Below are 26167 nucleotides of genomic sequence, written 5' to 3'. Positions count from 1 at the left end.
ATTAGGCCAGCGGCCCCCTCTGTGTGTGCAAGATATCTCGGGTCTGTCAGCGCAAGGGCTGGCTCACTTTGGCCGCTTCAGTGCGCCAGCCAGTTCGATCTGTACCCTGACCCCTTGCTGTCTGAGCTGGGTAGCGATGGCGTTCAGATCCTTACCGGGCTTGGCCTCCAGCAGGGCGATGCCGCCGCTGCTCTGTTTGAACTGCAGGCCGTGGTGGCCCGCCAGCGCCTTGGCCCGATCGTCATCGGCCTCCACCAGCAGGGTGCCGCTGACGGTCAGCTCAGGGCTGGCGACCCCTTGTAACAGGACGTCGCCGCTGCGCAGGGGCTGCTGTGGCACCTTGCCATCCAGGCTGCGGGCGACCCGTTTCTTGCTGCCATTATCCAGTGTCAGGTAGGTCTGACCATTCACCTCTATGGTGTTGTACTGCTTGCCATCGATCACCACCGACTCGTCGGCTGTTGCGTACAGGCAGACCGAGGCCAGCAGGCTTGCCAGGGTAAGGCTGAGTAAGCTGTGTTTCATGTTAAGACTCCTCTGTGATCAGGAACGGGCTGCATCGTGACCGAGTACCCGCAGGGACCAGTCGAGCAGTTGACCCGGTTGGCTGTTGTTGCGCTCGGTCAGGGTGCTGCGGGTGTTGGTTCTGAGATTGAGCAGCGAGACCTGGCGAGTGCCATTGGCCACGTCAGTCACCTCCAGGTGCCACTTGCCCTGAGCCGGCTCGCCGTAGAACTTGTGGGAGAGCATGCGCATATCACGCAGCCCCTTGGTGCGCACATATCCCAGCCGCTGCCGGTCGAGGGATTGTCCCACCAGGCTGTTATTGGGGTTGAGCAGTACGCTGCGGGTGCCGGATGGCGAGACCAGTTCGATCAGCAGATCGGGCAGCCGCTGGTGATCCAGGCTCACCATTACCTGCACGGCCTCGACCGTCAATGGCTGATCGACCACGGTGCTGGAGCGGGTCGGGCTGCTGCCCACATCCGGGATGGCGCCGGCGACGCTATCCTCAACCGTCACCTTCTGCCACGGCAACTGCACCAGTGGCGGCAGCGGATCGTGGCTGGCGGCCTGGGCCAGGGCTTTGTTCACATCCACCAGGCCGAAACCATAGGTCGGGCTGAACCAGAGGCCAGCCGCGTTGCGCTCCCAGCCTTCCAGCGCCGTCACCTGGCGGCGCTGGCCGTCGGCGGTCGTGTAGCTTATCTGCACGGGCTCCTGATTGGCGTCGAGTCGGGTGGCGTTGCGGGCCAGCAGGTCGCGCAGGTCGCGCACCGACAGGTCCGGATAGGCGGACATCAGCAGCGCCATGGCACCAGTGGTGTTCGGGGTGGCCGAAGAGGTGCCGTTCATCACGCCGTTGTAGCCGCAGCTGGCATCGAGTTGCGGGTTGTTGTGCAGCCGGTTGGTGCTGGGATCGTCTACCCGGTTGTAACCCATGTCACATCCGGGCAGATCCGTGGTCACAATGGCGGGTGTATCCGTGCCCTGTTCCCCGCCGGGGGCGCTCAGGAACACGTTGCTGCCGATGCTGGAGTAGGAGGCTCGCACCCCGTCCGCGTTGATGGCGCTCACCACCAGGTTCCAGAAGTTGCTGTTGGAGGGATCGATGTTGCTGTTCTCAAATGGCAGCTTGGGCATGTCGCCGGTGCGGTTGAGCACATAGCTGCCGGAGGCAATCCGGTTGAAGCCGTTGCCAGCCGCCTTGATATAGGCCGCACCTTGCGCCTGAAGGGTCAGTTGCTCGAACAGGCGATCGAGCTGCACCTGATCCAGCTCGTTGGCCCCTTCTGGATCGACCAGACTCGTGCCGTAGCTCTGGTTGAAGACCCGGTTGTCTGCGGTGACGGCGTTGCCGCCGAGGGCATAGAGCCAGTCCTTCTGCAACTGCTGGCTGTTGTCATCGAGCAGGTTGAAGCCCTGTAACTGGGCGCGGGGGGCCACCCCCAGGGTACCTATGGTGTTGTCCACCGCGGCTATGATGCCGGATATCGAAGTGCCGTGGGCACTGTCCGGATCGGTCGGGGTCGGATCGCTGCTGCCGGTCACCACGTTTTTGGAACCGGGGCGCACATTGTCGGCCAGATCCGGGTGCGCTATGGCGATGCCATCGTCCACCACGGCCACATTGATGCCCTGACCCAATACCTCGGTGCGGTGTGCCCACCAGAGGTTGAGGTCATTGCCTGCCACGCCGCCGCGTTTGCTGAAGGCATCCTGGCCGCTGTTGAGCAGGTGCCACTGCTGGTCCTGCAGGGGATTGATGCCGGGCAGACAACGGTCTGCGCTGCTGCGACCGATATCGAGTCCGGCCTCTTTGCCGGTGAGCGGGGTACAACTCTCATTAGCCTGAACTGAAGCGATAGGCATGGCCGAGAGCAGGGCCGAAATTGCCAACGCTAACGATGTTTTTCTCATTAATAAACTCCATTTTATACCGCACCATCCTGGGTACGGCTGGCATCTATACACGGGAAAAACAGAGCCAAAAAGCGCTCATTTCTGAACTGAGATAAGGCTCAAAAAAATCCCATCACAAACCCGTTTCAAACCATATGGGGGTTCCAGCGATTCACTTTATGTGCTCTTTTGAGAGCTTTGTCAGTGGATAGCCGTTGATGTTTTCTTTAGCGGTCAACATGTCTTAACCCTTGCTGTGGCTTTGGGAGGGAGCGGATGTGGCTCATCCCCACGCTGTCGGCATGGCAGGCAAGCCTGCCATGCCGACAGCGACCCGCCGCGATGTGATCAAAGCCAGGATCGGGCGAAACGCCGGATGGCGGCCATCCCCCCGACAGCGGCAGCCAACAGGGTTGAACGTCGGGCTTAGCTGCCACTCGGTTAAGCTTGCCCTGTTTTGTTGCTTGGCGACGGGGAGAGGCTCTGTTATGGTGGCATTCATCAGCCGTTTGGATGGCTAGATGGTTGCAGCGAAGCTACTCAAGGTGGCAAGCGCCATCATAGGCCACCGTTTTGATCATATTGACAGGGAGTTTCATATGCAGCGTCGTTCCTTCTTCACCCTCTCCGCGCTGGCACTGCTGGCCAGCAGCCTGCCGTTTTCTGTTCTTGCCGCCGAGCCGGCCAAGAAGGAGATTGTGATTGGCACGACAGTCGGGGATTTTGCCGACATGGTGACCGACTCCATCAAGCCGCAGCTGGAGGCCAAGGGTTACAAGGTCAAACTGGTGGAGTTCACTGACTACGTGACCCCCAATATCGCGCTGGCGGATGGCTCGCTCGATGTGAACTGCTTCCAGCACAAACCCTATCTGGAGAGTTTTTCAAAAGACCGGGGCCTGTCACTGGCTCCCATCACCCAGGTGCCGACCGGTCCCATGGGGCTCTACGCTGGCAAGTTGGGCGAGCTGAAGGCACTGAAAGAGGGGAGCACGGTTGCCATCCCCAACGACCCGACCAATCAGGCGCGGGCCCTGCTGATGCTGCAGGACCTGGGCTGGCTCACCCTCAAGGAGGGGATCAATCCGCTCAAGGCGAGCGAGTTTGATGTGGCGAAAAATCCGCACAATATCAAGCTGATCCAGCTGGAAGCTGCGCAACTGCCACGTTCGCGGGAGGATGTGGATTTCTCCGTCATCAACGGTAACTTCGCTGCCTCCAGCGGCATTGCGTTCAGCGAGGGGTTGTTCCTTGAGCGCAGCTACAACTTCATCAACTGGGTGGTGGTGAAAAGCGCCGATGCCGATCAGCCGTTTGCCAAGGACGTGGCGGCGGCCTACAACTCCGCCGAATTCAAGGCCTATGCCGCCAAGCGTTTCGTGGGTTACAAGTATCCCGAGGGCTGGCAGGGGCAGAGCGCCAGCAACTGAGCATGGCTATCGGTATGTGACGTTATCGCATAAACAAAAACGGGCACCAGAAGGTGCCCGTTTTTGTTGGCGTGGTCACAGGTGTCAGTAGCGACGTAGCCACCAGCGCGCGCCCAACAGGGCGGTCAGGCTGCCGAGCAGGGCGCTCGCCAGCACATCCTGCGGCCAGTGCATGCCGATCAGCATGCGCGACAGACCTATGCCCAGCGCCCATAGTGGCAGCAACCAGACCCCGGTGGGGGCGCGGGTCAGCCAGATCAGGCCGAAGAACTGGGCCAGGCTCATGGCGGCGATACTGTGGCCGGAGGGGAAGGCGTAGTTCACCTCTGCCTGCCAGTGGTTGCCGAGCCACTCGGGCAGGGCTAGCAAGAGGCTGGCCGCATGCACCTGCTCGCTGCGTACTTCCACCTTGCTGGCGTAGAACTGCTGGATGGCAGGGATCAGGTTCTGGCTCTCCAGCCAGAGCAGATAGGGGCGCGGCTCCTGGGTCAGGTGTTTGACCAGGCTCTTGATGGCCCAGTCGCCCGCCAGCACGGTAAACAGGGCGCCACCGAGGGCCAGCGTGGCGGGCAGGCCCAGTGCCAGCTTGTGTCGGGTCAGCAGCAAGAGGGCGGCGATGCTGACGGCGAGGCCGGGCAGATCCACCATGCGGGTAAGGGCGTAGGGCCACCACAACCAGCCCGATTGCAGGGCGTTGCTCATAAAGGGTTGCCAGGGCAGGCAGGTCAGCAGCAGCAGCGGCAGGATCAGGGCAGCGCCGAAACCAAGCGCCTGGCGGCGCGGCAACGAAGAGGAATGAGTTGGCATAACAGGGCTCGTAACGGGTGCGTGTAACAGAGGCAGATAAAAAAGAGGCGCCATTGTGCCAGCCTCGGCTTGTTGGTCAAGTCGCACCGGCCGGACTGTAACATGGGGTTACAAATGAGCGTGGCCCGGGCCGGCCTGGCGGTGCGCCCCTGGTGAAAGGGCATGGGCGAACAAACATCTGAGCATCTGGCCGCTTTGGGCAGGCGGGGCGGTGCGACTGTGGTGAAAGGGCATGGGCGAATATGCATCTGAAAATTCGGTTGGTTTGGGCTAGAATGGCGCGCCTGTGGCCGGTTGCGAAGTGAGAGAGCCCGATGAAGATCGTCGTTGATGAAAATATGCCCCATGCCCTTGAGTTATTTGCCGAATTTGGCGAGGTGATTCCCCTGTCAGGACGGCATATGCAGGCGGCGGATCTGCAAGATGCCGACGTGCTGCTGGTGCGCTCCGTGACCCGGGTCGATGCCGAACTCCTCGCCACCAGCCCGCGGCTCGGGTTTGTTGGCACCGCCACCATAGGCACGGATCATGTGGACAAGGCGCTGCTGGCCGAGCGGGACATCCCCTTCTTCAGCGCGCCCGGCTGCAACAAGTATTCGGTCGGCGACTATGTATTGAGTGCCTTGCTGGTGCTGGCCGAGCGCCACGAGCTTACCTTGCGCGAGATGAGCCTCGCCGTCATCGGCGCCGGCAACACGGGGGAATGTGTGGCGGGCAAGGCCGAGGCCCTCGGCATGCGGGTGCTGCGCTGCGATCCGCCGCGCGCCCGGGCCGCCGCGCAGGCGGGGGAGGCTGGGGCGTTTGTCGACTACCAGAGTGCCCTGGGTGCCGATATCGTCAGCTTTCACGTCCCCATCACCTGCGAGGGGCCGGATGCCACTTTCCACCTGCTGGATGAGCAGGTGATCGCCGCGCGACCTGCCGGACAGATCCTGATCAATGCCTCCCGTGGCGAGGTGTGGGACAACCAGGCGCTGCTCGCTCGCCAGCAGGGGCCGCAGCCCCTGCGACTGGTGATGGATGTGTGGGAAGGGGAGCCCGAGCCACTGCGGGCCCTGGTGCCCCATACCGAGATAGCGACTCCTCACATCGCAGGCTACAGCCTGGAGGGCAAGGCGCGCGGTACCTGGATGCTCTATCAGGCGCTGTGCCAGCAGCTGGGGCGCACGCCGCGCCAGGATCTGCAATCCTTGTTGCCAGTCCCCGAGGTGCGCGCACTGACACCGGGTCAACCCGCGGATCAGGCGTTGATCAAGCAGCTGGTGCACCTTATTTATGACGTGCGTCGCGACGATGCCCGTTTTCGTAACCGGATTGAGGTGCCCGCCAGTTTCGATGAGCAGCGCAAACACTACCCGGAGCGGCGCGAGCTATCCTCGTTGCAGGTCTGCGGCCCGTTCGCCGGCGATACTCTGGCCCGGCTCGGCTTTGGCATTCAGGCCGAGTGAGCCGACTCAATCCCTAGTTCAACACCAGAAAATGGGCGGACCCGGAGCCACACCCGGTCCCGCCCTTGTCCGGTTTGGCATGATGCCAAATCCCCTATCGGGCAGGTCAGCCTGCCAACTGTGATGCCAGCGTGCGTCAGCGACACCATGGATAGCGGCTGTTAACCGGCGCTATCCATGGGTAATTCCACAGGAGAGAATATTAGTGAGTCAGCAATTCAACGTAGCGGTATTGGGCGCCAGCGGCGCCGTGGGTCAGGCCATGATCGAAATTCTGGAGGAGCGTGCCTTCCCGGTAGGCACCCTCTATCCGCTGGCCTCCAGCCGCAGTGCCGGTGATACGGTGCGCTTTGGTGGCAAGAACCTCGAGATCAAGGACGTGGAAGAGTTTGACTGGAGCCAGGTGCAGATAGCGCTCTTCTCCGCCGGGGGCGAGGTCTCTGCCAAGTGGGCGCCGATTGCTGCCGAGCACGGCTGCATCGTCATCGACAACACCTCCTGCTTTCGTTACGACGCAGACATCCCGCTGGTGATCCCGGAAGTGAACCCGGACGCATTGGCGGATTTTCGTAACCGCAACATCATCGCTAACCCGAACTGCTCCACCATCCAGATGCTGGTTGCGCTCAAGCCACTGCACGACGAAGTAGGCATAGCCCGTATCAACGTGGCGACCTACCAGTCCGTCTCCGGCTCCGGCAAGGAGGGGGTGAGCGAGCTGGCCGGCCAGACCGCGCAGCTGCTCAACGGTCGTCCGGTGGAGCCGACCCTCTACCCGCAACAGATCGCTTTCAACCTCATTCCGCAGATCGACAGCTTCACCGACAACGGCTACACCCGTGAAGAGATGAAGATGGTGTGGGAAACCCAGAAGATCCTGGGAGATGCCAGCATAGCGGTGAACCCCACCTGCGTACGGGTGCCTGTGTTCTACGGTCACGCCGAGGCGGTCCACGTCGAGTTGCACCAGCCGCTGGATGCGGATCAGGTCAAGGAGCTGCTGCGCAATGCTCCGGGCGTTACCCTGTTTGATGACGACGCGGATTATCCGACCCCGGTGCGCGACGCCACTGGCAAGGATGAGGTGCTGGTCGGCCGGGTCCGTCAGGATATTTCTCACCCGAGTGGTATCAATATGTGGATCGTGGCCGATAACGTTCGTAAGGGCGCTGCGACCAACAGCGTACAGATTGCCGAACTGCTGGTGCGCGATTACCTCTGATCGGCTGACCAGATGGGGAAAGAGCCCCATCTGGCGTGAAACCTGCCACCCCCATGGGGTGTGGATGTGACCGGGGCCGCACTCTATGGCCCCGAGAATTTTTCGTGATATCAACTGATTAAGTTTTTTCCTACACTCACAAACACGTTGGGTGCTAAATGTGTCGGATTGCTGGCTTGCACCCTGAGCCTGATTTATATTGAACCGACTGTTTTGGGGTAACTATCCAGATTTTTCAATGCGATAGGGCCGTCATACGAAGGAACGAATATGGGACATTCCCGCATAACATTGGCAACGCTACTCGCATTGGGTCTGCTGGGCACCGCTCAGGCTGAAGACTCGGCGCGGGAGCCTTTTTTTGTTGAGATCAAGGGCCCGGACGAACCGGCTCGGCCTGCCGTCAATGCCCAGCCGTTGGCACAACCCGTCACCGCTCCCCGTGTCACGTCCCAACCCAGCCAAGCCAGGGCCCAGCCCATAGTGCGGCAGGTTGCGACCAGCAATGCCGGCAGTTATGGCCCGATCCGTCCCAACGATACCCTCTGGAGCCTGGCGAGCAGGCATCGCCCCTCCAACAAGGTGAGCGTCTACCAGACCATGGTGGCGATCTACGAGAAGAATCCCCGCAGCTTTGCCGATGGCAACATCAATCACATACTGGTGGGATCCCGTATTCAGCTGCCAACCGCCGCCGAGGCCAGCGTCATCACGGATGCGCAGGCTCGCCAGCGTTTCAACAGCGACAACGCCAGCTGGAAAGGGTTGAGCCCGAAATACCTGGCCAACAAACATGCCCAACCGGCCAAGCCGGCTGAAACCAAGGTTGCCGCCGCGCCTGCCAAGGCGACTGCGCCCAAGGCTGCGCCCATTCCGGCCCCCGTGCCCAAGGTGACCACGCCGCAACCGACCACCGAAGTCAAAGAGATTGCCAAGGCGGCCGAACCCGTGCCAAGCCAGGCCGCTGCAACCAGCGCCGCCAGTGCGAGCGCACCGGCTCCGCTGCCGGCCGATGTGGGTAAACCGGTCGGCAAGCCCTCCACCGAGATGGCACTGGCGCTGGAAGATGCCAATGCCCAGCTTGGCCAGGTCACTGAGATGAACCACAGGCTCAAGCTGCGCCTGCAATCCCTGACCGAAGAGGTGGAGATCCTCAAGGCCCAGCTGCTGGATCAGACTGCGCTGCAAAAAGAGATTGCCGAGCTCAAAGCCAAACCGGTTCCGCCGTTGGCGGCCCCCGAGCCCAAGCAAAACTGGCTGATGGACCTGCTCGCTTCACCGCTCAACCTTGCGATGATCATATTGCTGCCCGTGCTGCTGGTGCTGGCGCTGGTCACGCTCTGGCTGCGTTCCCGTGCCCGCCGCGAGCTGGAGGAGCAGGAGAAAAGCCTGTCTGAATCCACCTCCATGGTCATGGATCAGGAGAGCGGCGAATTTGACGAGCTGATGACGGTCGGCATCACGGATGAGGAGCCGATGCGACCGAGGCCGGATCTCAACACGCCTGATGGTTATATGGCAGTTGCAGAGCCAGAGGCACCGGCCGATCTGGTGTTCAGCGATGATGGCGAGACGGATCTGGCCAGTTTCGAGCCGGAACCTGCGCCCAAGATGGCCATCCGAGACCCGGATCTGGTGCCCGAGTTGGATCTCGGCCATGACGAGGCCATTGAGCTTGATGCCGGGCCGGATCTCGATCTCGCCAACGAGTTCAACCCGCCCAAGGGCGGTCATGAGATCATGAGTGAAGAGGAGCTGCAGGCTGCGCTGTTTGCCGAGCTGGACGACGACCTTGCCGCCGATCTGGAACTGGATGCTAACGATGACGGCCAGCCGGATGCCGAGCCCGTGGTCAGCGACGAGGAGCTTGACCTGAGCGCCTTTACCGAGCCCGCCTCTGGCAAGGGCAGTGCACAGCAGAGCGCTGCCGATACCAGCGCAGACGAGATGCTGGCAGAGCTGGGGTTGGCGTCAGCCAAGGGCAAGGCGGTCGAGCCGGATCTCGAGTGGGATCCCAACGAGCTGGCACTCTCCGATTTTGAAGATGCTTTCGCCGAGGTGGAATCCCAGCAGGGTGACGTGACACCACGGGAGCAGGCGCAGGAGAGCGGCTATGTCGAGATCGACAAGCTGCTGGCCGATGCCGATGCCAGCACCACAGAGCCGGAGCCTTATCAGGGCTTCTCGCTGGATGTGGGGCTGGATGGTTTCCCCGAAGTGCTGCCGGAATCCACCGGGTTTGATGTGGATGCCGACGATGGTGGCGTGGGGGCCAAGCTGGATTTGGCCCGTGCCTACCTCGAGATCGATGACAAGGAGAGTGCCCGTGAGCTGCTGCAAGAGGCGGCGGAGCAAGGCACGGATCACCAGCGTACCGAGGCCGAGAAGTTGCTCAAGCGGCTGGGGTAACCTTTGAATGGTGTGACCAAGTAACGAAGGGCAGCCAGCAGGCTGCCCTTCTCTATTGGTGCCCTTTGTCGAGAGGGATGCGGTTTTTGGGACTTTTCACCCTGAGCGCGTATAATCCGCCCCGTTTCTTTTACCGCTCTCCTTTCACCATAAGACAAGTGTTATCCATGCGAATTGCCCTAGGTATTGAATATGACGGCAGCCGGTATTTCGGCTGGCAGCGTCAGCGAGAAGTGATCAGCGTGCAGGCCGAGCTGGAGAAAGCCCTCAGCCGGATAGCCAACCACCCGGTTTCCATCCAGTGCGCCGGTCGTACCGATGCCGGCGTGCATGCCACAGGTCAGGTGATCCACTTCGATACCCACGCCATCCGCAGCGAGTCCGCCTGGACCCTGGGCCTGAACTCCAACCTGCCGCCGGATATCGCCGTGCGCTGGGTTTTGGCCGTGGACGAGACATTCCACGCCCGCTTCAGCGCCACCGCTCGTCGCTATCGCTATGTCATCTACAACCACAACTACCGCCCGGCGATCCTGGGCAGTGGCGTCAGCCATTATCACGAGACCATCGATGCCGAGCTGATGCACCAGGCGGGCCAGTCCCTGCTGGGGGAACAGGATTTCACCTCGTTTCGGGCCATTGGATGCCAGTCCAAGACGCCGTGGCGCAATGTGACGCACCTGTGCGTCAGCCGTCAGGGGCCTTATATCGTGCTGGATATCCGTGCCAACGCCTTCTTGCACCACATGGTACGTAACATTACCGGCTCCCTGTTGCTGGTGGGGCAGGGGCTCAAACCGGTGGAGTGGATTGCCGAACTGCTGGCCGCCAGGGATCGCAACCTGGCCGGGCCCACCGCCAAGGCGGGTGGACTCTATCTGGTTGACGTGGATTACCCGGCTGAACTGGCGCTGCCACGGTTGCCGCTTGGCCCGCTGTGGCTGCCGGACTCGGCACCGGGTACGACCAGTTTTTAGTAACTGGCCCCGAAAATTTGTGGTTTAATGATCCGTCATTTATTGCCATCGAGCTAGTAAGTCATTGAACAATCTAGGCTCGATGCGTTTTGTCAGGCACAAAAGCATTAAGGAATTCCATGAGCTGGCTTGAGAAGATCCTTCCCAAGAGCAAGATCACTACACCTCGTCGTCACAACATTCCGGAAGGGGTGTGGACCAAGTGCAGTGCTTGTGAACAGGTGCTCTACCGGGCAGAGTTGGAGCGCAACCTCGAAGTGTGCCCCAAGTGTGATCATCATATGCGCATCAGCGCCCGTGCCCGTCTCGAGAGTTTTCTCGATGAGCAGGGCCGCACCGAGATCGGTGCCGAGCTGGAGCCGCAGGATATCTTGAAATTCAAGGATTCCAAGCGCTACAAGGATCGTTTGTCCGCCGCTCAGAAAGCGACGGGAGAGAAAGATGCGCTGGTGGTGATGAAGGGGACCCTCAAGGGGGTGCCGGTCGTCGCCTGTTCATTTGAGTTCTCCTTTATCGGGGGATCCATGTCCTCCGTGGTCGGTGCCCGTTTCGTGCGCGCCGTCGAGGAGAGCATCAAGGAAGGCCGCGGTCTGGTCTGCTTCTCCGCCTCTGGTGGTGCCCGCATGCAGGAAGCGCTCTTCTCGCTGATGCAGATGGCCAAAACCAGTGCGGCGCTGGACAGGCTCACCAAGGCGGGCCTGCCCTATATCTCCGTGCTGACCGACCCCACCATGGGGGGCGTCTCCGCCAGCCTGGCCATGCTGGGTGACATCAACGTGGGCGAGCCCAAGGCGTTGATAGGCTTCGCCGGTCCGCGTGTCATCGAGCAGACGGTGCGCGAGAAATTGCCGGAAGGCTTCCAGCGTTCAGAGTTCTTGCTGGAGAAGGGTGCCATCGATCTCATCATCGATCGCCGCGAGATGCGTAACCGTTTGGCCAGCCTGCTCGCCAAAATGCTGAATACTCACGTCATCGAAGAGTGAAGATGAGTTCAAACATGCAACAATCCCAAAGCCGGTCGCTGGTCGACTGGCTTTCTTATTTGGAGCAGATCCACCCGGTCAACATCGACATGGGGCTGGATCGGGTCGGTGCAGTCGCCCGTCGGATGGGCCTCACCCAACTGCCGTTCAAGGTGATCACGGTGGCGGGCACCAACGGCAAGGGCTCCAGCTGTGCCATGGCGGCCAGCATTCTGATGGCCGCGGGCTACAAGGTCGGCGTCTACTCCTCTCCTCATTTGCTGCGCTTTACCGAGCGGGTGCGCATTGACGGCGCCGAGCTGACTGACGGTGATCACTGCACGGCGTTTGCCGAGGTGGAGGCGGCCCGTGGCGAGATAGCGCTCACCTTCTTCGAGTTCGCCACCCTGGCGGGTGTGTGGCTCTTCTGCCGCGCCGCGCCCGATGTGCTGCTGCTGGAAGTGGGGCTGGGCGGTCGGCTCGATGCCACCAATGTGGTGGAGTCCGATGTCGCCATGATCACCTCCATCGCGCTGGATCACTGCGACTGGCTGGGGGATACCCGGGAAGCGGTGGCAGTGGAGAAGGCCGGTGTTTACCGCGCTGGCAAACCTGCGATCAGCGGCGAGCCCAACCCGCCTGCTACTATCGCCACTGAGGCGCAGCGCCTCGGTGCCTGTCTGCGTCAGGTGGGGGTCGACTTCTCTGGTAAAGAGCATGAGACCAGTTGGGATTACCACGGCCTCAACCAGTGGCGGGATCTGCCCAAGCCGGTGCTGCCGCTGATGAACGCGGTGACTGTGCTGGCTGCGCTGGAGTCGCTGGGCTTGCCGTTGCCGGAGTCTGCCATCCGTGACGGGCTGGCCAATGCCCGGCTGGCTGGCCGGATGCAGCGGCTGCAAAGTGAGCCGCTGGTTATCGTCGATGTGGCCCACAATCCCCATTCGGCGGCCTACCTCGCCAGCCAGCTGCGTCAAATTCCCTGCACGGGCGTGCGCCGTGCCGTGGTCGGCATGCTGAAAGACAAGGACATGGCGGGGTCGCTGGCCGAGCTCGACGGCCTCATCAGTGAATGGTATCTGGCCAGCCTCACCGGCCCGCGCGCCGCCAGTGCCGAGCAGCTTGCTGCCGAGCTGGGAGAGGGCAAGGGGCCAGCCCTGCGCTGTGATGACGTCAGCACCGCCTATCAGGCAGCGTTGGCCGCATCGAGTCCTGATGATATGGTCATTGTGTTTGGTTCGTTTTACACTGTCGCCGACATCCTGGCGGGCACTGCGTCCTGATCGGCACTGGCGGGTTGAACGGCACGGCTTCGGGCCTGTTTTCCCGGGCCAAGCCCTCTTCTGCACGTCATCGGCTAAGCAACATGGGTAGGAATTAACTTGGCTTCGAAGTTTCAGAACAGATTGGTAGGGACCGTCATCCTGGTGGCCCTGGTTGTCATTTTTCTGCCGGATCTGATGGACGGCCACAAGCTGGAGCAAAAGGAAGAGGCGTTTGCCAAGATCCCGCTGCGCCCCGAGCTTGAACCCGCCAAACCGGCGCTGCAGGTCTCTGCCGCCAGCGCCTTGCCGGCGGAACATCTGGCCAGCCAGCAGCAGGCTGCTGCCGCCGAGCAGTGGCAGGTCGAGGAGGTCTCGGATCCGGTCACGCTCGCGGCCAACAAGACCCCGGCGACGCAGACACCGCCACCCGCCACCAAGGCGGTGACTCAGCAGGTCGTCAAGCCCAAGCCCGAGCTGATCGTCAAGACGCCGGTCGAGCCGCCCAAGCCAAAGCCGGTACCGCCCAAGCCGGTGGAAGTGAAAAAACCGGTGGAGACCAAGCCGCAGGCGGGCCAGATCAAGTCGATGGATGACCTCATCGCCAGCAAGATGGCGCAGCCGACCACGCCGGCACCCGCTGCCGCCCCGGCTCAGGGCAGCTGGATCCTGCAGCTCGGTGCCTTCAAGAACGTCGACAGCGTCAACGCGCTGGTGGGCAAGTTGCGGGCGGCGGGCTACTCGGCCCACACCTCACCGAGAACACCAGTGCAGGGGCAGCTCAACCGCGTCTTCATCGGACCGGATGTCTCCAAGGCCAAGCTGCAGGGCATGCAGGGTCGCATCGGCCAGATGACGGGGCTCAGTGGTTCAGTGGTTGCTTACAACCCCTGATGGTTCAAGCAGATAAAAAAATACCGCGCTTCATTTTACAGATGGGCGCGGTATTTTTTTAGATGCATTTCACCGGTTTTGGCAGGCCACCTATCTTGGTGGCTTGCTTGGCGGGTCCTTCCGGAAACAGCTTGTAGAGATAGCGGCTATTGCCCTTCTCGGGGCCATACTGCTTCTCCATCGCCTTGACCAGGGCGCGAATGGCGGGGGAGGTGTTGAACTCCAGATAGAAGGCGCGCACGAAACGCACCACTTCCCAGTGGGGCTCCTCCAGCACTATGCCTTCCTGCTCGGCCAGCACCTGCGCCAGCTCCTCGCACCAATCGCTGCTGTTGAGCAGGTAGCCCTTGGCATCTGTTTCGATGCTGCGGCCGTTGAATGCCAGCTGATGTTTTTCAGACATAAGGGGCTCCTCGCAAAGGGGGCTATCAGGATTGGGCGGGCATGGTAGCGCCTTGCTCCCCGCTGAGCAACCGGCTCTCGTTGGCCAGGGTAAGCAATTCGTCTGCCAGCTGGCTGATGAGGGCGAGCTGCTGGGTCAGCATCAGCTGCTCCTCGCTGCTGTCCGGGGTGATGACAGGGCACTGGCCCTCGATCTGCGCCGGCATCTCTCCTGCCAGGTGACCGGCGGCGCGCTCCAGGGTATGGCTCAGGTGGCGGCTGATCTCGTCGAGCTCGCCTATGGCTTCCAGCTTGTCGCGATGGGCGCCCAGCGCCGAGATGTAGGAGAGCAGGGCGTGGTTGCGCCAAGTGAGGGTGAAGCAGAGATCGAGGAAGCGGCGACGCTTTTGCGGCTCCACCAGCATGCTCTGCCAGGCCATGGCCAGCTCGCTGTCTGCCAGATGGGCGCTCTTGCGGGCCACCCGGTAGTCGATGGATTCATCCCGTTGCTGTTGCAGGCTGGCGAGCACGGCCGCCAGATAGCGGGCGTTGGCTGACAGGGAGTTGGCAATGAGCGTCGGTAGCCGCTTGTACTGCCAGTCCGGCCACAGCCAGGCCACTAGGGCATAGGAGAGCAGGCAGCCGAGGAAGGTATCGAGCATGCGCGGCCCCAGGATGGCAAAACCAATACCATCCAGCAGGTTGAATGCCATCAGCACATAGAGGGTGATGAAGCAGACGGCGGCGCTGTAGTTGCTGCGCACCTGGGTGAAAAACAGGAAGGCGGCCAGCCCCATTACCACCAGCTGGACGTGCAGTTCAGGGAACAGCCAGAGCACGGGGATCCCCACCAGCAGGCCGGCGAAGGTACCGAGCATGCGCTGCACCAGCCGGCGACGGGTGGCACTGTAGCTCGGCTGGCAGACGAACAGTACCGTCAGCAGGATCCAGTAACCCTTCTCCAGATTGAATGCTTGCAGTATGCCGTAGCCCACCACCAATCCGAGCGACAGGCGCAGGGCGTGGCGAAACACCATGGAGTTCGGGGTCAGATGCTGCTTGAGCTGAGCCAGCAATGGCAGGCGGACAGGACGCGCCAGAGGCGGCAAGCTCTGTGGGGCCTGAGTCGGATTTTGCAGCTCCTCGGCACTGGCCAGCAGCTGGTTGATGCTGGCCAGGTTACGGCGCAGGAACTTCATCGGCGTCAACAGTGTCTTGGGATAGTGCTGCTTGAGGTGGGTGAACTCCAGCTGATCGCCGAGGGCCTCCAAAGTCCAGTGGATGCGCTTATTGTGGGCGTAGGGCTTGTGCACCAGGATGGCATAACCGAGCCGCTGGCACGCCTCCGACAGTTGCAGGAACATCTCCTGAAATCCGTCGAGGACGATTCCTTGCTTGAGTTCGGCTTCCAGCTTGCTGTAGGGGTAGTGGCTGGAGGTGGCCCGCTCGTGGATCTCCAGCGCCAGCAGGTAGAGGCGCAGCAGGCTGGCAAGCTCGGGCGCCGCCTGATGACGGGTGCTCAGGCGGGCGTTGAGTGCCGACTTGGTGAGGGTCAGCGCATTGACCAGATTGATGTTGAGCTGGGCCAGATTGTGGCGAATGGCCTGGGCGCCGTGTTCGTCCGCCGGAAAGAAGCGGGATTTCTCCAGTAAATAGCGACCAAGGGCAAAGTAGCTCTGGGCAAGCTGCTCGTGCAACGTCTTGTAGGGCAGCAGCCAGAGCCAGATGAGGGAAACCAGACCGTACCAGAGTGCGCCCGCGCCGAGCGCCAGCGGCTGGTAGAAGAGATCAGGCGCCTTGGCGGCCCCCAGCATGGTGTAGATGGCGATGAGCAGGGAGCCGAAGCTGATGGTGGCGTACCGCTGACCGAGGGCCCCCACCATCACGAAGATGAAGGTCGACCCGGCCAGCCCAAGGGTAAACAGCCAGGGTGTCGGGAAGAGGTACTGCACGCAGAAGGAGGCAAACAGGAAGCAGATCAGCGTCATACCGAGGTTCTTGACCCGGCCCCACAGGCTGTCGTCGGTTTCGGCAATGGCGCCGGCCACCACCCCGAGGGAGAGCAGCACTGTGAGCTGGATGTCGCCTGTTGCCAGGGTGAAGGCAAGCAGCCCCACCATGGCCAGCAACACCTTGAGGGCGAAATAGATGTGACTGTCAGTCAGCAGTCGGCGTAACAAACCGGAAAAGTCCATGGGCATGCTAGGCACCACCCTTGAGCGAAGCAAAATCGATGTGGCTGTCAGTCAACAGTCGGCGTAACAAACCGGAAAAGTCCATGGGCATGCTAGGCACCACCCTTGAGCGAAGCAAAATCGATGTGACTGTCAGTCAGTAGTCGGCGCAGCAGGCCAGAAAAATCCATCCGCATGAGACAAGAGCAACCCTTGAACGAAACGAGAACGGGATACTAACCCGCCAAGCGCGAAGCGGCCCTGATTTGGATCAGGGCCGCTTCGCTTCATATCCTTGATTTACAACTTATTCTGACAGAAATAGGCATCAATAAAAACCCCGCCGAAGCGGGGTTGTTTATCAGTTGCGGTTGCCGCCAAGCAGGCTCAACAGGCTCAGGAAGATGTTGTAGATGGAAACATACAGGGTCACGGTGGCAGAGATGTAGTTGGTCTCGCCGCCCCGGATGATCTGCTGGGTGGTCAGCAGTATGGCACCGGAGGAGAACAGCATGAACATGGCGGACAGGGCCAGGCTCAGGGCGCTCATCTGCAGGAAGATGTTGGCGACCATGGCCACCAGCAGCACCCAGAAACCGACGAACAGCATGCCGCCGATGAAGGAGAGGTCACGCTTGGTGGTCAGGGCGTAGGCAGACAGACCAAAGAAGGTCAGCGCTGTGCCGCCCAGAGCCGTCATCACTATCTCACCACCACCATTGTTCATGTACATGTTGATGATGGGGCCCAAGCTGTAGCCGAGCAGGCCGGTCAGGGCGAAGGTGAATACCAGCCCCATGCCGTTTTCGCGGTTCTTTTGGGTCAGGAACATCAGACCGTACACACCGATAAGGAACACGGCCCAATGCAGGGGCGGCATGTTCATCATGGTGGCAACCCCGGCCACAACGGCAGAGAAGCCAAGAGTGAGGGAGAGCAGCATATAGGTGTTGCGCAGTACCTTGTTGGTATCGCGAGCGGCACTCTGGGTGCCAGTAAGGATAGAACGGGTATCCATCTTGGGTGTCCTCTTGATTTCCGGTTGAGGCGGCAGATTCCGCTTCATTATAGTATTGTATGCACTGAAGGTGGGGATGACGAGCGCTGATTTCAAGCGCTATCCCAGCCTGTTGTCCCCCACTATCCCAGAACAAATATGTATTGCATATGAACAAGGGCTTGACGTAGTATGCTCGCCGTTCGGAGGGGTGGCAGAGCGGCTGAATGCACCGGTCTTGAAAACCGGCGATGGGCGACCATCCGTGGGTTCAAATCCCACCTCCTCCGCCATCTATATAGCCCAACTGATTGATTCGGTTGGGCTTTTTTGTATCTGTGATTTTTGTATACCACTCGGTGCGCCATTGAATGTTGGCTGGCATGCTATCTCGCTGAACCGTTTTGGACAGATTACAACAGTCACCTCTTTGTACCGCAGAACCTTCTCACCACAAGCCGTGGTCGATATCGATTATTGAACATGATTGGACGAAGCCCATGTTGGGTGTCATAGGAGGCTTCACCTTTAAGGGGAGGCTAGTTAACACATGTGCAATTGGTTCTAACACCGGTATCCCTGCATAGGGGCAAATTGCGACACTACGGCAGCTCGTAGTTTATCCACTGGATATGTGGTGGCATGTCGCACAGAGGGGGAGCAGGTCCCTTATGGTATCAACTTCATAGGTTTCGCCAATAGTAGAAATTGGAGTGAGATGGTGAACGTGGAGAGGAAAGGGCCCATGGGCCCTTTCTTCTCTTCATCTGCTTGATATATATCTCGATAGCGATAGGTTTTCTTATTTTTTGTTCACTATGAAGCGCATGCTGCGGGAGTGGCACGGCGCCAGCTCGCCAAACTCGCCAGCGGCCAGCTCAAGGGGCAGGGGCTGTTCGTCCATCCGCACCGCTTGCCAGTCGCTCAGGGTGTGCTCGCTGGTCACCTTACCCCCCTCCAGTACCGCCTGTTCGCTCGGGTTGTAGACCCGGATCACCAGCGCCTCTTCATCTTCGGCCTTTTTCAGGGCGCTCAGCACCGGGCCGGACGGATCCATGGTGAGCAGGCTGAAGTGGAGCGGGGTGGTGAAGCTCGCCTTGTTGAGCTTCATGGCATCGAACGGGATCTTGTTGTAGCAGCGCACCGGGGTGAGGTAGCTGCGCGCCGCCTGCATCACGTTGGCGCTGATGTGATCACCGGCAAACGCCAGCAGGCTGAAACGACAGCCAAGCTTGCCGCGCACCTGGGAGTCAGGGGTGGGCAGCTTGATGCCGGAGGGGCGACCCGGGCGCAGCAGCAGCTCCTCTTTACCGAGTACGCCGACTCCGCGCAGCAGGGTGAGTGCCAGGGTGTCGCACTGCTCGCCAATCACTTCAAACTCGCGCAGACCGTCGCTCAGCACCGCCAGCCCCTGCTTGCCATCTTGCAGGGCGACGAAGTTCATCAGCTGCCAGACCGGAATGGGGGCCTCTTTCCACCCTTCTGCCTCCCAGTTGGCCATGGCGCTGTCACGGGTGGGGCGGGTGATGCAGCCAAACTGGTTGTCGGAGACAACGGTGTCGCTCGGGAAGGGGGTGGGGATCAGCACCCGCACCCGGTGATCATCGGCCTGATTGTCGAGCTCGAGCTCGATATCGATGCGCGGGCTCTGGTGCGCCAGCGTGATGTGGCAGGTGACATCGAGGTGGCCGCTGCACTGGCGGTTGGCCCGCTCGGCGAGGTTGGCAGGCAAGGCCATGCGCAATTTGAGGGTCGCGATGCTCTGCCATCCCTGATGGGTGACTTCGCGGGTCACCGCAAACTCGGTGGAGTAGCGCAGCCACTCCTCGCGCGATGGCGAGTAGTCATATTCGTCGCCATCATCGGAGCCCTCTTCGAGCGTGAGCACCTGATCGAACGTGGTGCCGCGCAGCTTGTCCAGGATCTGCAAGGTGCCGTTGTTATTGAGGGCTATGCGGTAAAAATCGTTCTCCAGCAGATCGCCGCGGGTGGTCACCGGTTGCTCCAGTCCCGGCTGGTTGCCCTCGATATGCAGGGTGCAATAGCCCATGGCCGGCAGCGGATGGCAGAGCTGGATGTCGTACTCCATAAAGGGGTCGTAGTTGCCGTAGTGAACGATCTGTCTGTCCACCAGACCCGGGTCAATCTCCCGCTTGGCGCGGATGAAATAGGGGACCGGCTGGCCCGCTTCATCGCGCAGGGCAAAGGATTGGGCGCGAATGCGGATGCTGGTGTTGATCACCTCCTGACGGGGGAAGGGCATCAGGTTGAACAGGCAGAGCTTGTCGGCCACCTGTACCCCGTCTTCGCACAGCGCCACCGGCATGTTGTCGACAATCTTGCGCATGTAGAAGCGGATCAGGTTCTCGGCCATGTCGTCGGCCAGAATGAAGCGGGTCATCACCTCCTGATGCACCTTGTCGCTGCAGCAGCAGCCGATGCTGTCATGGGCGTGGTTCTTCATGATCTCTTTCCACATCTTCTCAAGCAGCCCGTGGTGGTACTCAAAGCCGAGCGCCCAGGCGATGCTCGCCAGCGGTTCTAGGATGTTGACGATCTTGTTCTCGATGGCGGCGTGGGCCAGCTTGATGTCCATCCGGGTGGAGGAGATAGTGCGGTGTACCCGCATGTATTTGCCGTCGTTGAACTCCCCCTTGAGGGTGGCCAGTTGGTCGCGGCACGCCTCGATGCGCTCGAAGACCTGCTCGAAGCGGCTCATGTGGAATTCTCGCTGGGGATAGATCTCGCGAAGCTTGTCGATGATGGCGAAGATGTTCTGTTGCAGCGGCATCTGGTCGTGGCCGTTGGGCAGCAGGATATCCTGGGTGACCGAGGCCTTCTCCAGCACCTTGAAGTAGGATTCGAGCCGCTTGCGCAGGCCCGCTTCATCTTCCGGCAGGTACTTGCCGATGGCGTAGCCAAGCGGCAGCACCTGGGCGGTCACCTCGCTGCCATCGTTGCTCTGCCAGAGGAACTCGGTCTTGTCGGTACCGTGGCGCTCGGAGCAGCCGCGCCAGAACATGGCACGGTCAATCCCGAAGCCGTTGAAGATGTGGGGCAGCTGGGAGGACATGCCGAACGAGTCGGGCAGGTAACCGATCTTCATCGGCTCGCCAAGGCTAAGGCAGTCGCGCATCCCGTAGAGCAGGTTGCGCAGGATGGACTCGCCGCTCACCTGCATGGTGTCGGTCTGGGTGTACCAGGGGCCGATGATGAGCTTGCCCGCTTCCACCAGCGCCTTCACCCGGGCCTTGTTCTCGGGCTGGATGGCGAAGTAATCCTCCAGCACGGCGGTCTGGCCGTCGAGCACATAGAACTTGTAGTCAGGGTCGGATTCAAGACGCGCCAGGATCTCCGCCATGTTGTTGATCAGCAGGATGCGGGACTCCTCGGTGGTGAAGTACCACTCCCGATCCCAGTGCATGTGCGGCGTGATGTGAACTCGTGAAACTGTCATGACAATGATCCTTTGCTGACGCACGGCGGCCCTTGCCTGCCGTGCGGAAAAAATAGTCTGTTGAAAAACCGGTTGTGAAGATGAGCCTTACTCTGCGGCGACCACCTGATAGGTGCCGCGCTGCATGGCGTGACGGCGCCAGCCGATCAGCACCAGAGTGGAGATAAGGGTGCCAACCAGCGCCGCACCGAGCCAGACGGCGGCAGCCATCAGGGCGCCTTGGCCGCCATCGTGGAGCAGGAACAGGGAGAAAATGCCAGCCCCCGGGGTGGAGAGACCAATCCCCATGGCCCCCACCATGGCGCCGGTGACGACCGAGCCCGCGAGGAAAGATCCGATCACCCGGATCGGGTCTTCAATGGCCATCGGAATGGCACCCTCGGTGATCCCCGCCAGCCCCAGCAGCCAGGTCGACTTGCCGGTCTCGATCTCGAAGGTCTGGAACAGTCGCGGCGCCAGCAGGGTGGAGAAGGTGACGGTAAAGGCCGAGACCATCTTGACCGCGCCGAAGATGGCGTAGGGGCCGTAAACCCCGTTGGCCATGGCGCCGAGGCAGAAGGCGTAGGCCGCCTTGTTGACCGGGCCACCCAGGTCAAACGAGCACATAAAGCCGAGCAGGGCGCCCAGTACCAGCGCATTGGTGCCGGAGAGGCCGTTGAGCCACTCGGTGAGGCTGTTGTTGAGCCAGGCCACCGGTTGGCCGATGACAAACAGCATCAGGCTGCCTGCCACCAGGGTGCCGATCACCGGATAGAGGTAAAAGGTGAGAAAGCCGTTGAAGTTGGGGCCGAGGCGCACATGCTGCTTGACCCAGCGCATCAGGTAACCGGCGATCAGGCCGCCGACCACCCCGCCGAGAAAACCGGAGCCAATCATGTTGGCGGCCAGTCCCGCCGCAAAGCCCGGGCCGAGCGCCGGTTTGTCTGCCAGCGAATAGGCGGTATAGGCCGCCAGCACCGGCACCATCAGGGTACCCAGCATGCCACCGCCAAGCTTGCGGTACATCCAGAGCCAGGAGTTCTCGGTATCAAACAGATGTTGCAGACCGAAGATCTGGGCCAGCAGCACAGTGACGGCGAGCACGGTACCGCCCGCCACGATCAGCGGCACGGCAAAGGAGATGCCGCTCAGCAGCGCTTGCTTGAGCTCGGTCTTGAGGCTCACCTTCTTGCCGCTTGGGGCATCGCTCTGGCTGGTGTTGGGCGTCGGGGCGGTGCGCCCGGCCTTGGCGGCCTCCAGCGCGTCATTCAGGATCCGCTCGGCATGGCGAATGGGCTCGGCCACCGGCGTCTCGATACGGGGGATCCCGGCGAAACGCTCCTGCTCCTTGATGGCCACCTCGGCGGCGAAAATACAGGCCACGGCAGCATCGAGCGCCGCTTGCGGCAGGCGATCCTCGATGCCGTTGGCACCCTGCTTCTCGACCAGAACCCGAATGCCCAGCTTGCGCCCCGCTTTTTCCAGATACTCGGCAGCCATATAGGTGTGGGCGATCCCTGCCGGACAGGCGGTGACACAGACCACAGTGGGTTTATTTGTATCTAATTTGTCTTCTTTTGGCGGTTGTTTTCCGCTATCTCCTTCACCACCGAGCAGCGCCATCAGCTGCTCGGCACTTTTGGCCGCCAGCACCGCCTCGCGGGTATCGTCATCCACCAGGGCGGTGGTGAGGGTGGTGAGCAGCTGCATATGGGTGGAGCCTGCCTGATCGGTCGGGATCGCCAGCATGAAGATCAGGTTGACCGGCTCGGGGCCGTCGATCCCCTCCCAGCCCAGATCCTCGCTCAGGGTAGCGACGGCAAAGGCTGCTTCGCGCACCGCATCGCACTTGCCGTGGGGCACCGCCAGCCCTTCGCCAAGGGCGGTGGGGCCCTGTGCCTCGCGGGCCATGACCGCGGCCAGAAAGGCGGCTTTGTCGTGCAGCTTGCCGGCCTGATCGAGCCGCTCAGCCAGGGCATGAATGGCCGCATCCCGATCGGCAAACCGGGTTTGCAACGTGATGAGATGGGGGCCGGTAAGACTGGTCAGATTCATGATGATCCTCTGTCAGGTTGGCTTGCCAGCAAGCCGTCAGGGTGAAAGTGACAGCGATGCTAACAAACCGGTCGACTGATTTTTGTGATTGGTATCATACAATCCATTATTTGTATTGCTTTTGTATTATTTGGTCGAGGTGACTTGTTAGGTCAAATAAGGCCAAGCCGTTTTTTCTGCCGGGCAACTGGGGTAGAATGGCGCCTCTTCTATTTATCATGGCGCAGAGCCGACGAGGTGGCCTTTCGTGTCGAAAAAACCCATGTATCGCCAGATAGCCGACACCATCCAGCAGTGGATTGCGCAAGGTGAGCTGGCTCCCGGCGATGCCCTGCCCACCGAAGCCGAGCTGCGCGAGCAGTTCGGGGTGAGCCGGGTGACGGTGCGTCAGGCCCTCAAGCAGCTGACCGAACTCAACGTCATCGAGAGCATTCAGGGTAGTGGCAGCTACGTGCGGCAGGAGAAGGTGAACTACGACATCTATCAGCTCACCAGCCTCTATGAGAAGGTGACCGATCCGGCGGCCGAGACCCACAGCGACATTCTCGCCTTCGAGGTGATCAAGGCGAACCGCGAGTTGGCCGAGCGGCTCAATCTGGTGGAAGGGGCGCTGGTCTACTACGTCAAGCGGGTGCGCTTTATTCGCCAGATTGCGGTGACGCTGGAGGAGACCTGGATGCCGCTCGCCCTCTTCCCCGATCTCAGCTACGCAGTGATGCAGGGCTCGAAATACCACTACATCGAAGAGGTGAAGCAGCTTGTGATTGATCGCAGCGAGCAGGAGATCATTCCGGTGCTCCCCTCAGCGCAGGTGGTGGAGGCGCTCGGTATTGATCCCGCCAAGCCCATTATCGAGAAGGTCTCCCGCGGTTTCCTGCAAGATGGCACTGTGTTCGAGTTCAGTCGCAACTTCTTCAAGAGTGATGACTACAAGTTCACCCTGGTGGCTCGCCGCAGCAGTTAGGCAAATATACTCGGTGAGTCAACCAATTTTTGGGAATGGCAGGATCGTGATGGGGGATCCCATCGGCCAGCCCGAATTTATCGAGGAGCTGCTGTGGCAGTGTCGAACCCGACTACCTCAGCCTGAGCCCGGCGGCGCTGGTGCGGCGCTGCGGGCAGATAGTCGGTTTCGCCAACCTCTGGGTCAGCGATAACAAGGAGAGCCCCTCCATCGTCTGATGCGCGTGCTGGAGGATTACAAGCTCCGCTGGGGGCGCCAGCGCTGGCTGCTGGTGGGGTTCTCCTTCGGTGCCGAGATCGTGCCCTTCGTTCTACATCGGTTGCCCGATCCCTACCGCAAGAGCCTGATAGGGGCTGTGATGTTCTCCCCTCGATTGCCTCCGATTTCGAGATCCATGTCAGCGATATAGTTGTGCCTGACAAGGCGGGCAGTTACCCCACCCAGCCAGAGGTCAATGTCATCCGCACTCTGCCCATACTCTGTATACAGGGAGCGGATGACGACTCTCCGGGGCGGCTCTGCCCCTGGCTGCAGCAGCCCAACCTGACCACAGTGACCCTGCCGGGATCGCACCATTTCGAGGATGATTATCCGGTGCTGTTCAAGGCCATCACCAGTCACCTCTCCTTGCCTTGATGGTCGGACCTGACGGGGGCGGTAGCTCACGTTCGGCCAGGCTTCCTGCTAAATGTTGTTTAGGTATCCCTTGTCACACTCTGCTCATGCCGCCCTTTACAGGGTCTGACCACTTCCTGACACTTTGTTGAGTAATGACTCAGAATGGAGTGCGACATGCGTGAACAAAAGGCCCATCTTGTTGATCAGGAAGTCGATTTCCCTGCCGATACACAGCTGGTCTCCACCACGGATCTGCAGGGTGTGATCACCTACGCCAACGATCATTTCTGCCGGGTGGCCGGCTACAGCCGCACCGAACTGGTGGGCCAGCACCACAACATGGTGCGCCACCCTGACATGCCCAAGGCCGCGTTTGCCGATCTGTGGGGCAAGCTCAAGCAGGGCCAGCCGTGGCGCGGCATGGTGAAGAACCGCTGCCAGGATGGCCGCTACTACTGGGTGGATGCCTATGTCACCCCCCTCTTCGAGCAGGGCAAGGTCAATGGTTACCAGTCGGTGCGCTGCCGCGCCGATCCGCAGATGAAGCACCTTGCCGCCCGCACCTATGCCCGTCTGCGCGCTGCCGAACAAGGGGGTCGCCAGCCCCATCTCTCCCTGTCATGGCTGCGCCACGGGGTCGCCGGGGCCGGGCTGCTGGCGCTGGCCTGGCTGGGGGCCGTGCAGCTTGGTGCCTCGGCGCCACTCTATATGGCATTGCCGCTGGTGCTGCTGGGCCTGCTCTATCGCCACGAGCTCATCACCACCCCGCGCTACCTGCAGCAGCTGGCCAAGGAGTATGACAGCCTGACCCGACTCATCTATTCGGGGCAGGAACCGAGTGCCATCGCCGATTTTCACATCAAGCTGCTGCAGGCCCGCATCCGGACCGTGCTGGGGCGGGTGGATGATGCCACCCACGCCCTGCAAGATCTGGCGGTGCACCTGAAAAGCGCCTCCAGCGAGGCCAGTTCTGACATTGCCGAGCAGGATGCCCAGACCCAGCAGATGGCGGCGGCCATCACGCAGATGGCGAGCACGGCGCAGGAGATAGCCCGCAACATCCAGGACACCAACAACCAGATCGCCCAGGCCAAGACCCATTGCCAGCACACGGATCGGCAGCTCATCGACACGGAGCGCAAGATCACCGAGCTGGCGACGGAGGCGGAACACGCCTTTGTCTCGGTGGTGGCGCTGGCCAGTGAATCGGATCGCATCGGGGTCTTGATGGGGGAGATCCAGGGCATAGCGGATCAGACCAACCTGTTGGCGCTCAACGCCGCCATCGAAGCGGCCAGGGCGGGCGAGCAGGGGCGGGGTTTTGCGGTGGTGGCGGACGAGGTGCGCACCCTGTCGACCCGTACCCACAGGGCGACCGAGCAGATCCAGAGCAGCATCAGCCAGATCCAGCGTACCCTGAATGGCTGGAAGGGGATGATGCAGAACAACCTGCAACAGACCCAGGCCTGCGTGGAGATGACCCGGCAGGGCTCCGGCAGCCTGCATCAGGTGCTAGCCGAAATTGAGCTGGTGATGGACTTCTCGGCCCAGATCTCGGCGGCGGCGGAGCAGCAACGGGCGGTGGTCGAGGACATCAGCCAGAACGTCAACCTTATCTCCCAGCACTCCCATGCCAACAGCAACAAGATGCAGGATGTGGACGAGTCGAGCGAGATCCTGCTGACCAAGGCCAGACAACTCCAGTCGCTGGGGCAGACCTTTGGCTGA

General features: G+C 61.1%; 18 protein-coding genes, 1 tRNA gene and 2 pseudogenes. 12 read left to right on the top strand and 9 right to left on the bottom strand.

Annotated features, from left to right (window positions below; translation table 11 throughout):
* Window positions 1-63 precede the first annotated feature (63 nt).
* Entirely contained in the window at window positions 64-525 is a 462-nt protein-coding gene (locus WJM78_RS12750; protein ID WP_287146306.1) for a serine protease chaperone, read from the bottom strand.
* Window positions 526-543: 18 nt separating this feature from the next.
* Window positions 544-2421 carry a S8 family serine peptidase gene (locus WJM78_RS12745; RefSeq protein WP_339009705.1) on the bottom strand — a complete coding sequence of 626 codons (1878 nt, stop codon included), beginning with the start codon at window positions 2419-2421 and terminating at the stop codon, window positions 544-546.
* 581 nt (window positions 2422-3002) lie between these two features.
* Between WJM78_RS12745 and WJM78_RS12740 the strand changes: the two genes are divergently transcribed.
* The gene (locus WJM78_RS12740) at window positions 3003-3833 is read left to right on the top strand and encodes a MetQ/NlpA family ABC transporter substrate-binding protein (RefSeq protein ID WP_108537398.1); all 831 of its coding nucleotides are present in this window, start codon (window positions 3003-3005) and stop codon (window positions 3831-3833) included.
* Window positions 3834-3917: 84 nt separating this feature from the next.
* On the opposite strand, the gene WJM78_RS12735 is transcribed toward WJM78_RS12740, so the two are convergent.
* Window positions 3918-4640: a phosphatase PAP2 family protein gene (locus WJM78_RS12735; protein WP_339009704.1), complete on the bottom strand. Its 723-nt coding sequence runs from the start codon at window positions 4638-4640 to the stop codon at window positions 3918-3920.
* 314 nt (window positions 4641-4954) lie between these two features.
* Here WJM78_RS12735 and WJM78_RS12730 point away from each other — a divergent pair, with 314 nt between their 5' ends.
* The 7 genes from WJM78_RS12730 (at window position 4955) to dedD (ending at window position 13814) form a co-directional block, all read left to right on the top strand.
* Entirely contained in the window at window positions 4955-6088 is a 1134-nt protein-coding gene (locus tag WJM78_RS12730; protein WP_339009703.1) for a 4-phosphoerythronate dehydrogenase, read from the top strand.
* Window positions 6089-6293: 205 nt separating this feature from the next.
* Window positions 6294-7310: an aspartate-semialdehyde dehydrogenase gene (locus tag WJM78_RS12725; RefSeq protein ID WP_042037878.1), complete on the top strand. Its 1017-nt coding sequence runs from the start codon at window positions 6294-6296 to the stop codon at window positions 7308-7310.
* 270 nt (window positions 7311-7580) lie between these two features.
* Complete coding sequence (locus WJM78_RS12720; protein ID WP_339009699.1) at window positions 7581-9719, top strand: FimV/HubP family polar landmark protein; 2139 nt, start codon at window positions 7581-7583, stop codon at window positions 9717-9719.
* 167 nt (window positions 9720-9886) lie between these two features.
* Window positions 9887-10696, top strand: coding sequence for a tRNA pseudouridine(38-40) synthase TruA (truA, locus tag WJM78_RS12715; protein ID WP_108537559.1), 810 nt, complete (start codon window positions 9887-9889; stop codon window positions 10694-10696).
* Window positions 10697-10815: 119 nt separating this feature from the next.
* Window positions 10816-11679, top strand: a complete 864-nt coding sequence (accD, locus tag WJM78_RS12710) for an acetyl-CoA carboxylase, carboxyltransferase subunit beta (protein WP_042037884.1) — start codon at window positions 10816-10818, stop codon at window positions 11677-11679.
* A 2-nt stretch (window positions 11680-11681) separates the two neighbouring features.
* Entirely contained in the window at window positions 11682-12941 is a 1260-nt protein-coding gene (gene folC / locus WJM78_RS12705) for a bifunctional tetrahydrofolate synthase/dihydrofolate synthase (RefSeq protein WP_339009694.1), read from the top strand.
* A 99-nt stretch (window positions 12942-13040) separates the two neighbouring features.
* A complete protein-coding gene (gene dedD, locus WJM78_RS12700) occupies window positions 13041-13814 on the top strand; it encodes a cell division protein DedD (RefSeq protein ID WP_042037886.1) in 774 nt (257 codons plus the stop codon).
* A gap of 58 nt (window positions 13815-13872) precedes the next feature.
* Here the strand turns inward: dedD and WJM78_RS12695 are convergent, their stop codons facing one another.
* The 3 genes from WJM78_RS12695 to WJM78_RS12685 all read right to left on the bottom strand — a co-directional run bounded on the left by WJM78_RS12695 (window position 13873) and on the right by WJM78_RS12685 (window position 17387).
* Window positions 13873-14217, bottom strand: coding sequence for a TusE/DsrC/DsvC family sulfur relay protein (locus WJM78_RS12695; RefSeq protein ID WP_042037888.1), 345 nt, complete (start codon window positions 14215-14217; stop codon window positions 13873-13875).
* 25 nt (window positions 14218-14242) lie between these two features.
* Window positions 14243-16396: a YccS family putative transporter gene (yccS, locus tag WJM78_RS12690; protein ID WP_339009689.1), complete on the bottom strand. Its 2154-nt coding sequence runs from the start codon at window positions 16394-16396 to the stop codon at window positions 14243-14245.
* Between the two features lie 334 nt (window positions 16397-16730).
* A complete protein-coding gene (locus WJM78_RS12685; protein WP_042037891.1) occupies window positions 16731-17387 on the bottom strand; it encodes a Bax inhibitor-1/YccA family protein in 657 nt (218 codons plus the stop codon).
* Window positions 17388-17571: 184 nt separating this feature from the next.
* On the opposite strand from WJM78_RS12685, the gene WJM78_RS12680 reads away from it, so the two are divergent.
* Window positions 17572-17659, top strand: a tRNA-Ser gene (locus tag WJM78_RS12680).
* Between the two features lie 326 nt (window positions 17660-17985).
* Here the strand turns inward: WJM78_RS12680 and WJM78_RS22825 are convergent.
* From WJM78_RS22825 to mngA, 3 genes and pseudogenes are all read right to left on the bottom strand, one after another.
* Window positions 17986-18090 (bottom strand): annotated as a pseudogene (locus tag WJM78_RS22825) (hypothetical protein); the annotation flags it as partial.
* A gap of 78 nt (window positions 18091-18168) precedes the next feature.
* Window positions 18169-20823 carry a mannosylglycerate hydrolase gene (mngB, locus tag WJM78_RS12675; RefSeq protein ID WP_339009683.1) on the bottom strand — a complete coding sequence of 885 codons (2655 nt, stop codon included), beginning with the start codon at window positions 20821-20823 and terminating at the stop codon, window positions 18169-18171.
* A gap of 87 nt (window positions 20824-20910) precedes the next feature.
* Complete coding sequence (mngA, locus tag WJM78_RS12670) at window positions 20911-22857, bottom strand: PTS 2-O-a-mannosyl-D-glycerate transporter subunit IIABC (protein WP_339009681.1); 1947 nt, start codon at window positions 22855-22857, stop codon at window positions 20911-20913.
* Window positions 22858-23104: 247 nt separating this feature from the next.
* Between mngA and WJM78_RS12665 the strand changes: the two genes are divergently transcribed.
* The 3 genes and pseudogenes from WJM78_RS12665 to WJM78_RS12655 all read left to right on the top strand — a co-directional run bounded on the left by WJM78_RS12665 (window position 23105) and on the right by WJM78_RS12655 (window position 26167).
* Window positions 23105-23821: a GntR family transcriptional regulator gene (locus tag WJM78_RS12665; protein WP_339009678.1), complete on the top strand. Its 717-nt coding sequence runs from the start codon at window positions 23105-23107 to the stop codon at window positions 23819-23821.
* A 214-nt stretch (window positions 23822-24035) separates the two neighbouring features.
* Window positions 24036-24457 (top strand): annotated as a pseudogene (locus tag WJM78_RS12660) (AcvB/VirJ family lysyl-phosphatidylglycerol hydrolase); the annotation flags it as partial.
* 156 nt (window positions 24458-24613) lie between these two features.
* Window positions 24614-26167, top strand: a complete 1554-nt coding sequence (locus WJM78_RS12655) for a PAS domain-containing methyl-accepting chemotaxis protein (protein WP_339009675.1) — start codon at window positions 24614-24616, stop codon at window positions 26165-26167.

The organism is Aeromonas popoffii (assembly GCF_037818705.1).
GTDB lineage: Bacteria > Pseudomonadota > Gammaproteobacteria > Enterobacterales > Aeromonadaceae > Aeromonas > Aeromonas popoffii.
This window is presented reverse-complemented; position numbering and strand designations above follow the sequence as displayed.

Bases quoted from the DNA above. Each gene is read 5' to 3' on its own strand.
- truA (WP_108537559.1), top strand. From the start codon at position 9,887: ATGCGAATTGCCCTAGGTATTGAATATGACGGCAGCCGGTATTTCGGC.
- WJM78_RS12730 (WP_339009703.1), top strand. From the start codon at position 4,955: ATGAAGATCGTCGTTGATGAAAATATGCCCCATGCCCTTGAGTTATTT.
- mngA (WP_339009681.1), bottom strand. From the start codon at position 22,857: ATGAATCTGACCAGTCTTACCGGCCCCCATCTCATCACGTTGCAAACC.
- WJM78_RS12745 (WP_339009705.1), bottom strand. From the start codon at position 2,421: ATGAGAAAAACATCGTTAGCGTTGGCAATTTCGGCCCTGCTCTCGGCC.
- WJM78_RS12685 (WP_042037891.1), bottom strand. From the start codon at position 17,387: ATGGATACCCGTTCTATCCTTACTGGCACCCAGAGTGCCGCTCGCGAT.
- WJM78_RS12695 (WP_042037888.1), bottom strand. From the start codon at position 14,217: ATGTCTGAAAAACATCAGCTGGCATTCAACGGCCGCAGCATCGAAACA.
- WJM78_RS12750 (WP_287146306.1), bottom strand. From the start codon at position 525: ATGAAACACAGCTTACTCAGCCTTACCCTGGCAAGCCTGCTGGCCTCG.
- WJM78_RS12720 (WP_339009699.1), top strand. From the start codon at position 7,581: ATGGGACATTCCCGCATAACATTGGCAACGCTACTCGCATTGGGTCTG.
- folC (WP_339009694.1), top strand. From the start codon at position 11,682: ATGAGTTCAAACATGCAACAATCCCAAAGCCGGTCGCTGGTCGACTGG.
- yccS (WP_339009689.1), bottom strand. From the start codon at position 16,396: ATGCCCATGGACTTTTCCGGTTTGTTACGCCGACTGCTGACTGACAGT.
- WJM78_RS12735 (WP_339009704.1), bottom strand. From the start codon at position 4,640: ATGCCAACTCATTCCTCTTCGTTGCCGCGCCGCCAGGCGCTTGGTTTC.
- mngB (WP_339009683.1), bottom strand. From the start codon at position 20,823: ATGACAGTTTCACGAGTTCACATCACGCCGCACATGCACTGGGATCGG.
- WJM78_RS12655 (WP_339009675.1), top strand. From the start codon at position 24,614: ATGCGTGAACAAAAGGCCCATCTTGTTGATCAGGAAGTCGATTTCCCT.
- accD (WP_042037884.1), top strand. From the start codon at position 10,816: ATGAGCTGGCTTGAGAAGATCCTTCCCAAGAGCAAGATCACTACACCT.
- WJM78_RS12740 (WP_108537398.1), top strand. From the start codon at position 3,003: ATGCAGCGTCGTTCCTTCTTCACCCTCTCCGCGCTGGCACTGCTGGCC.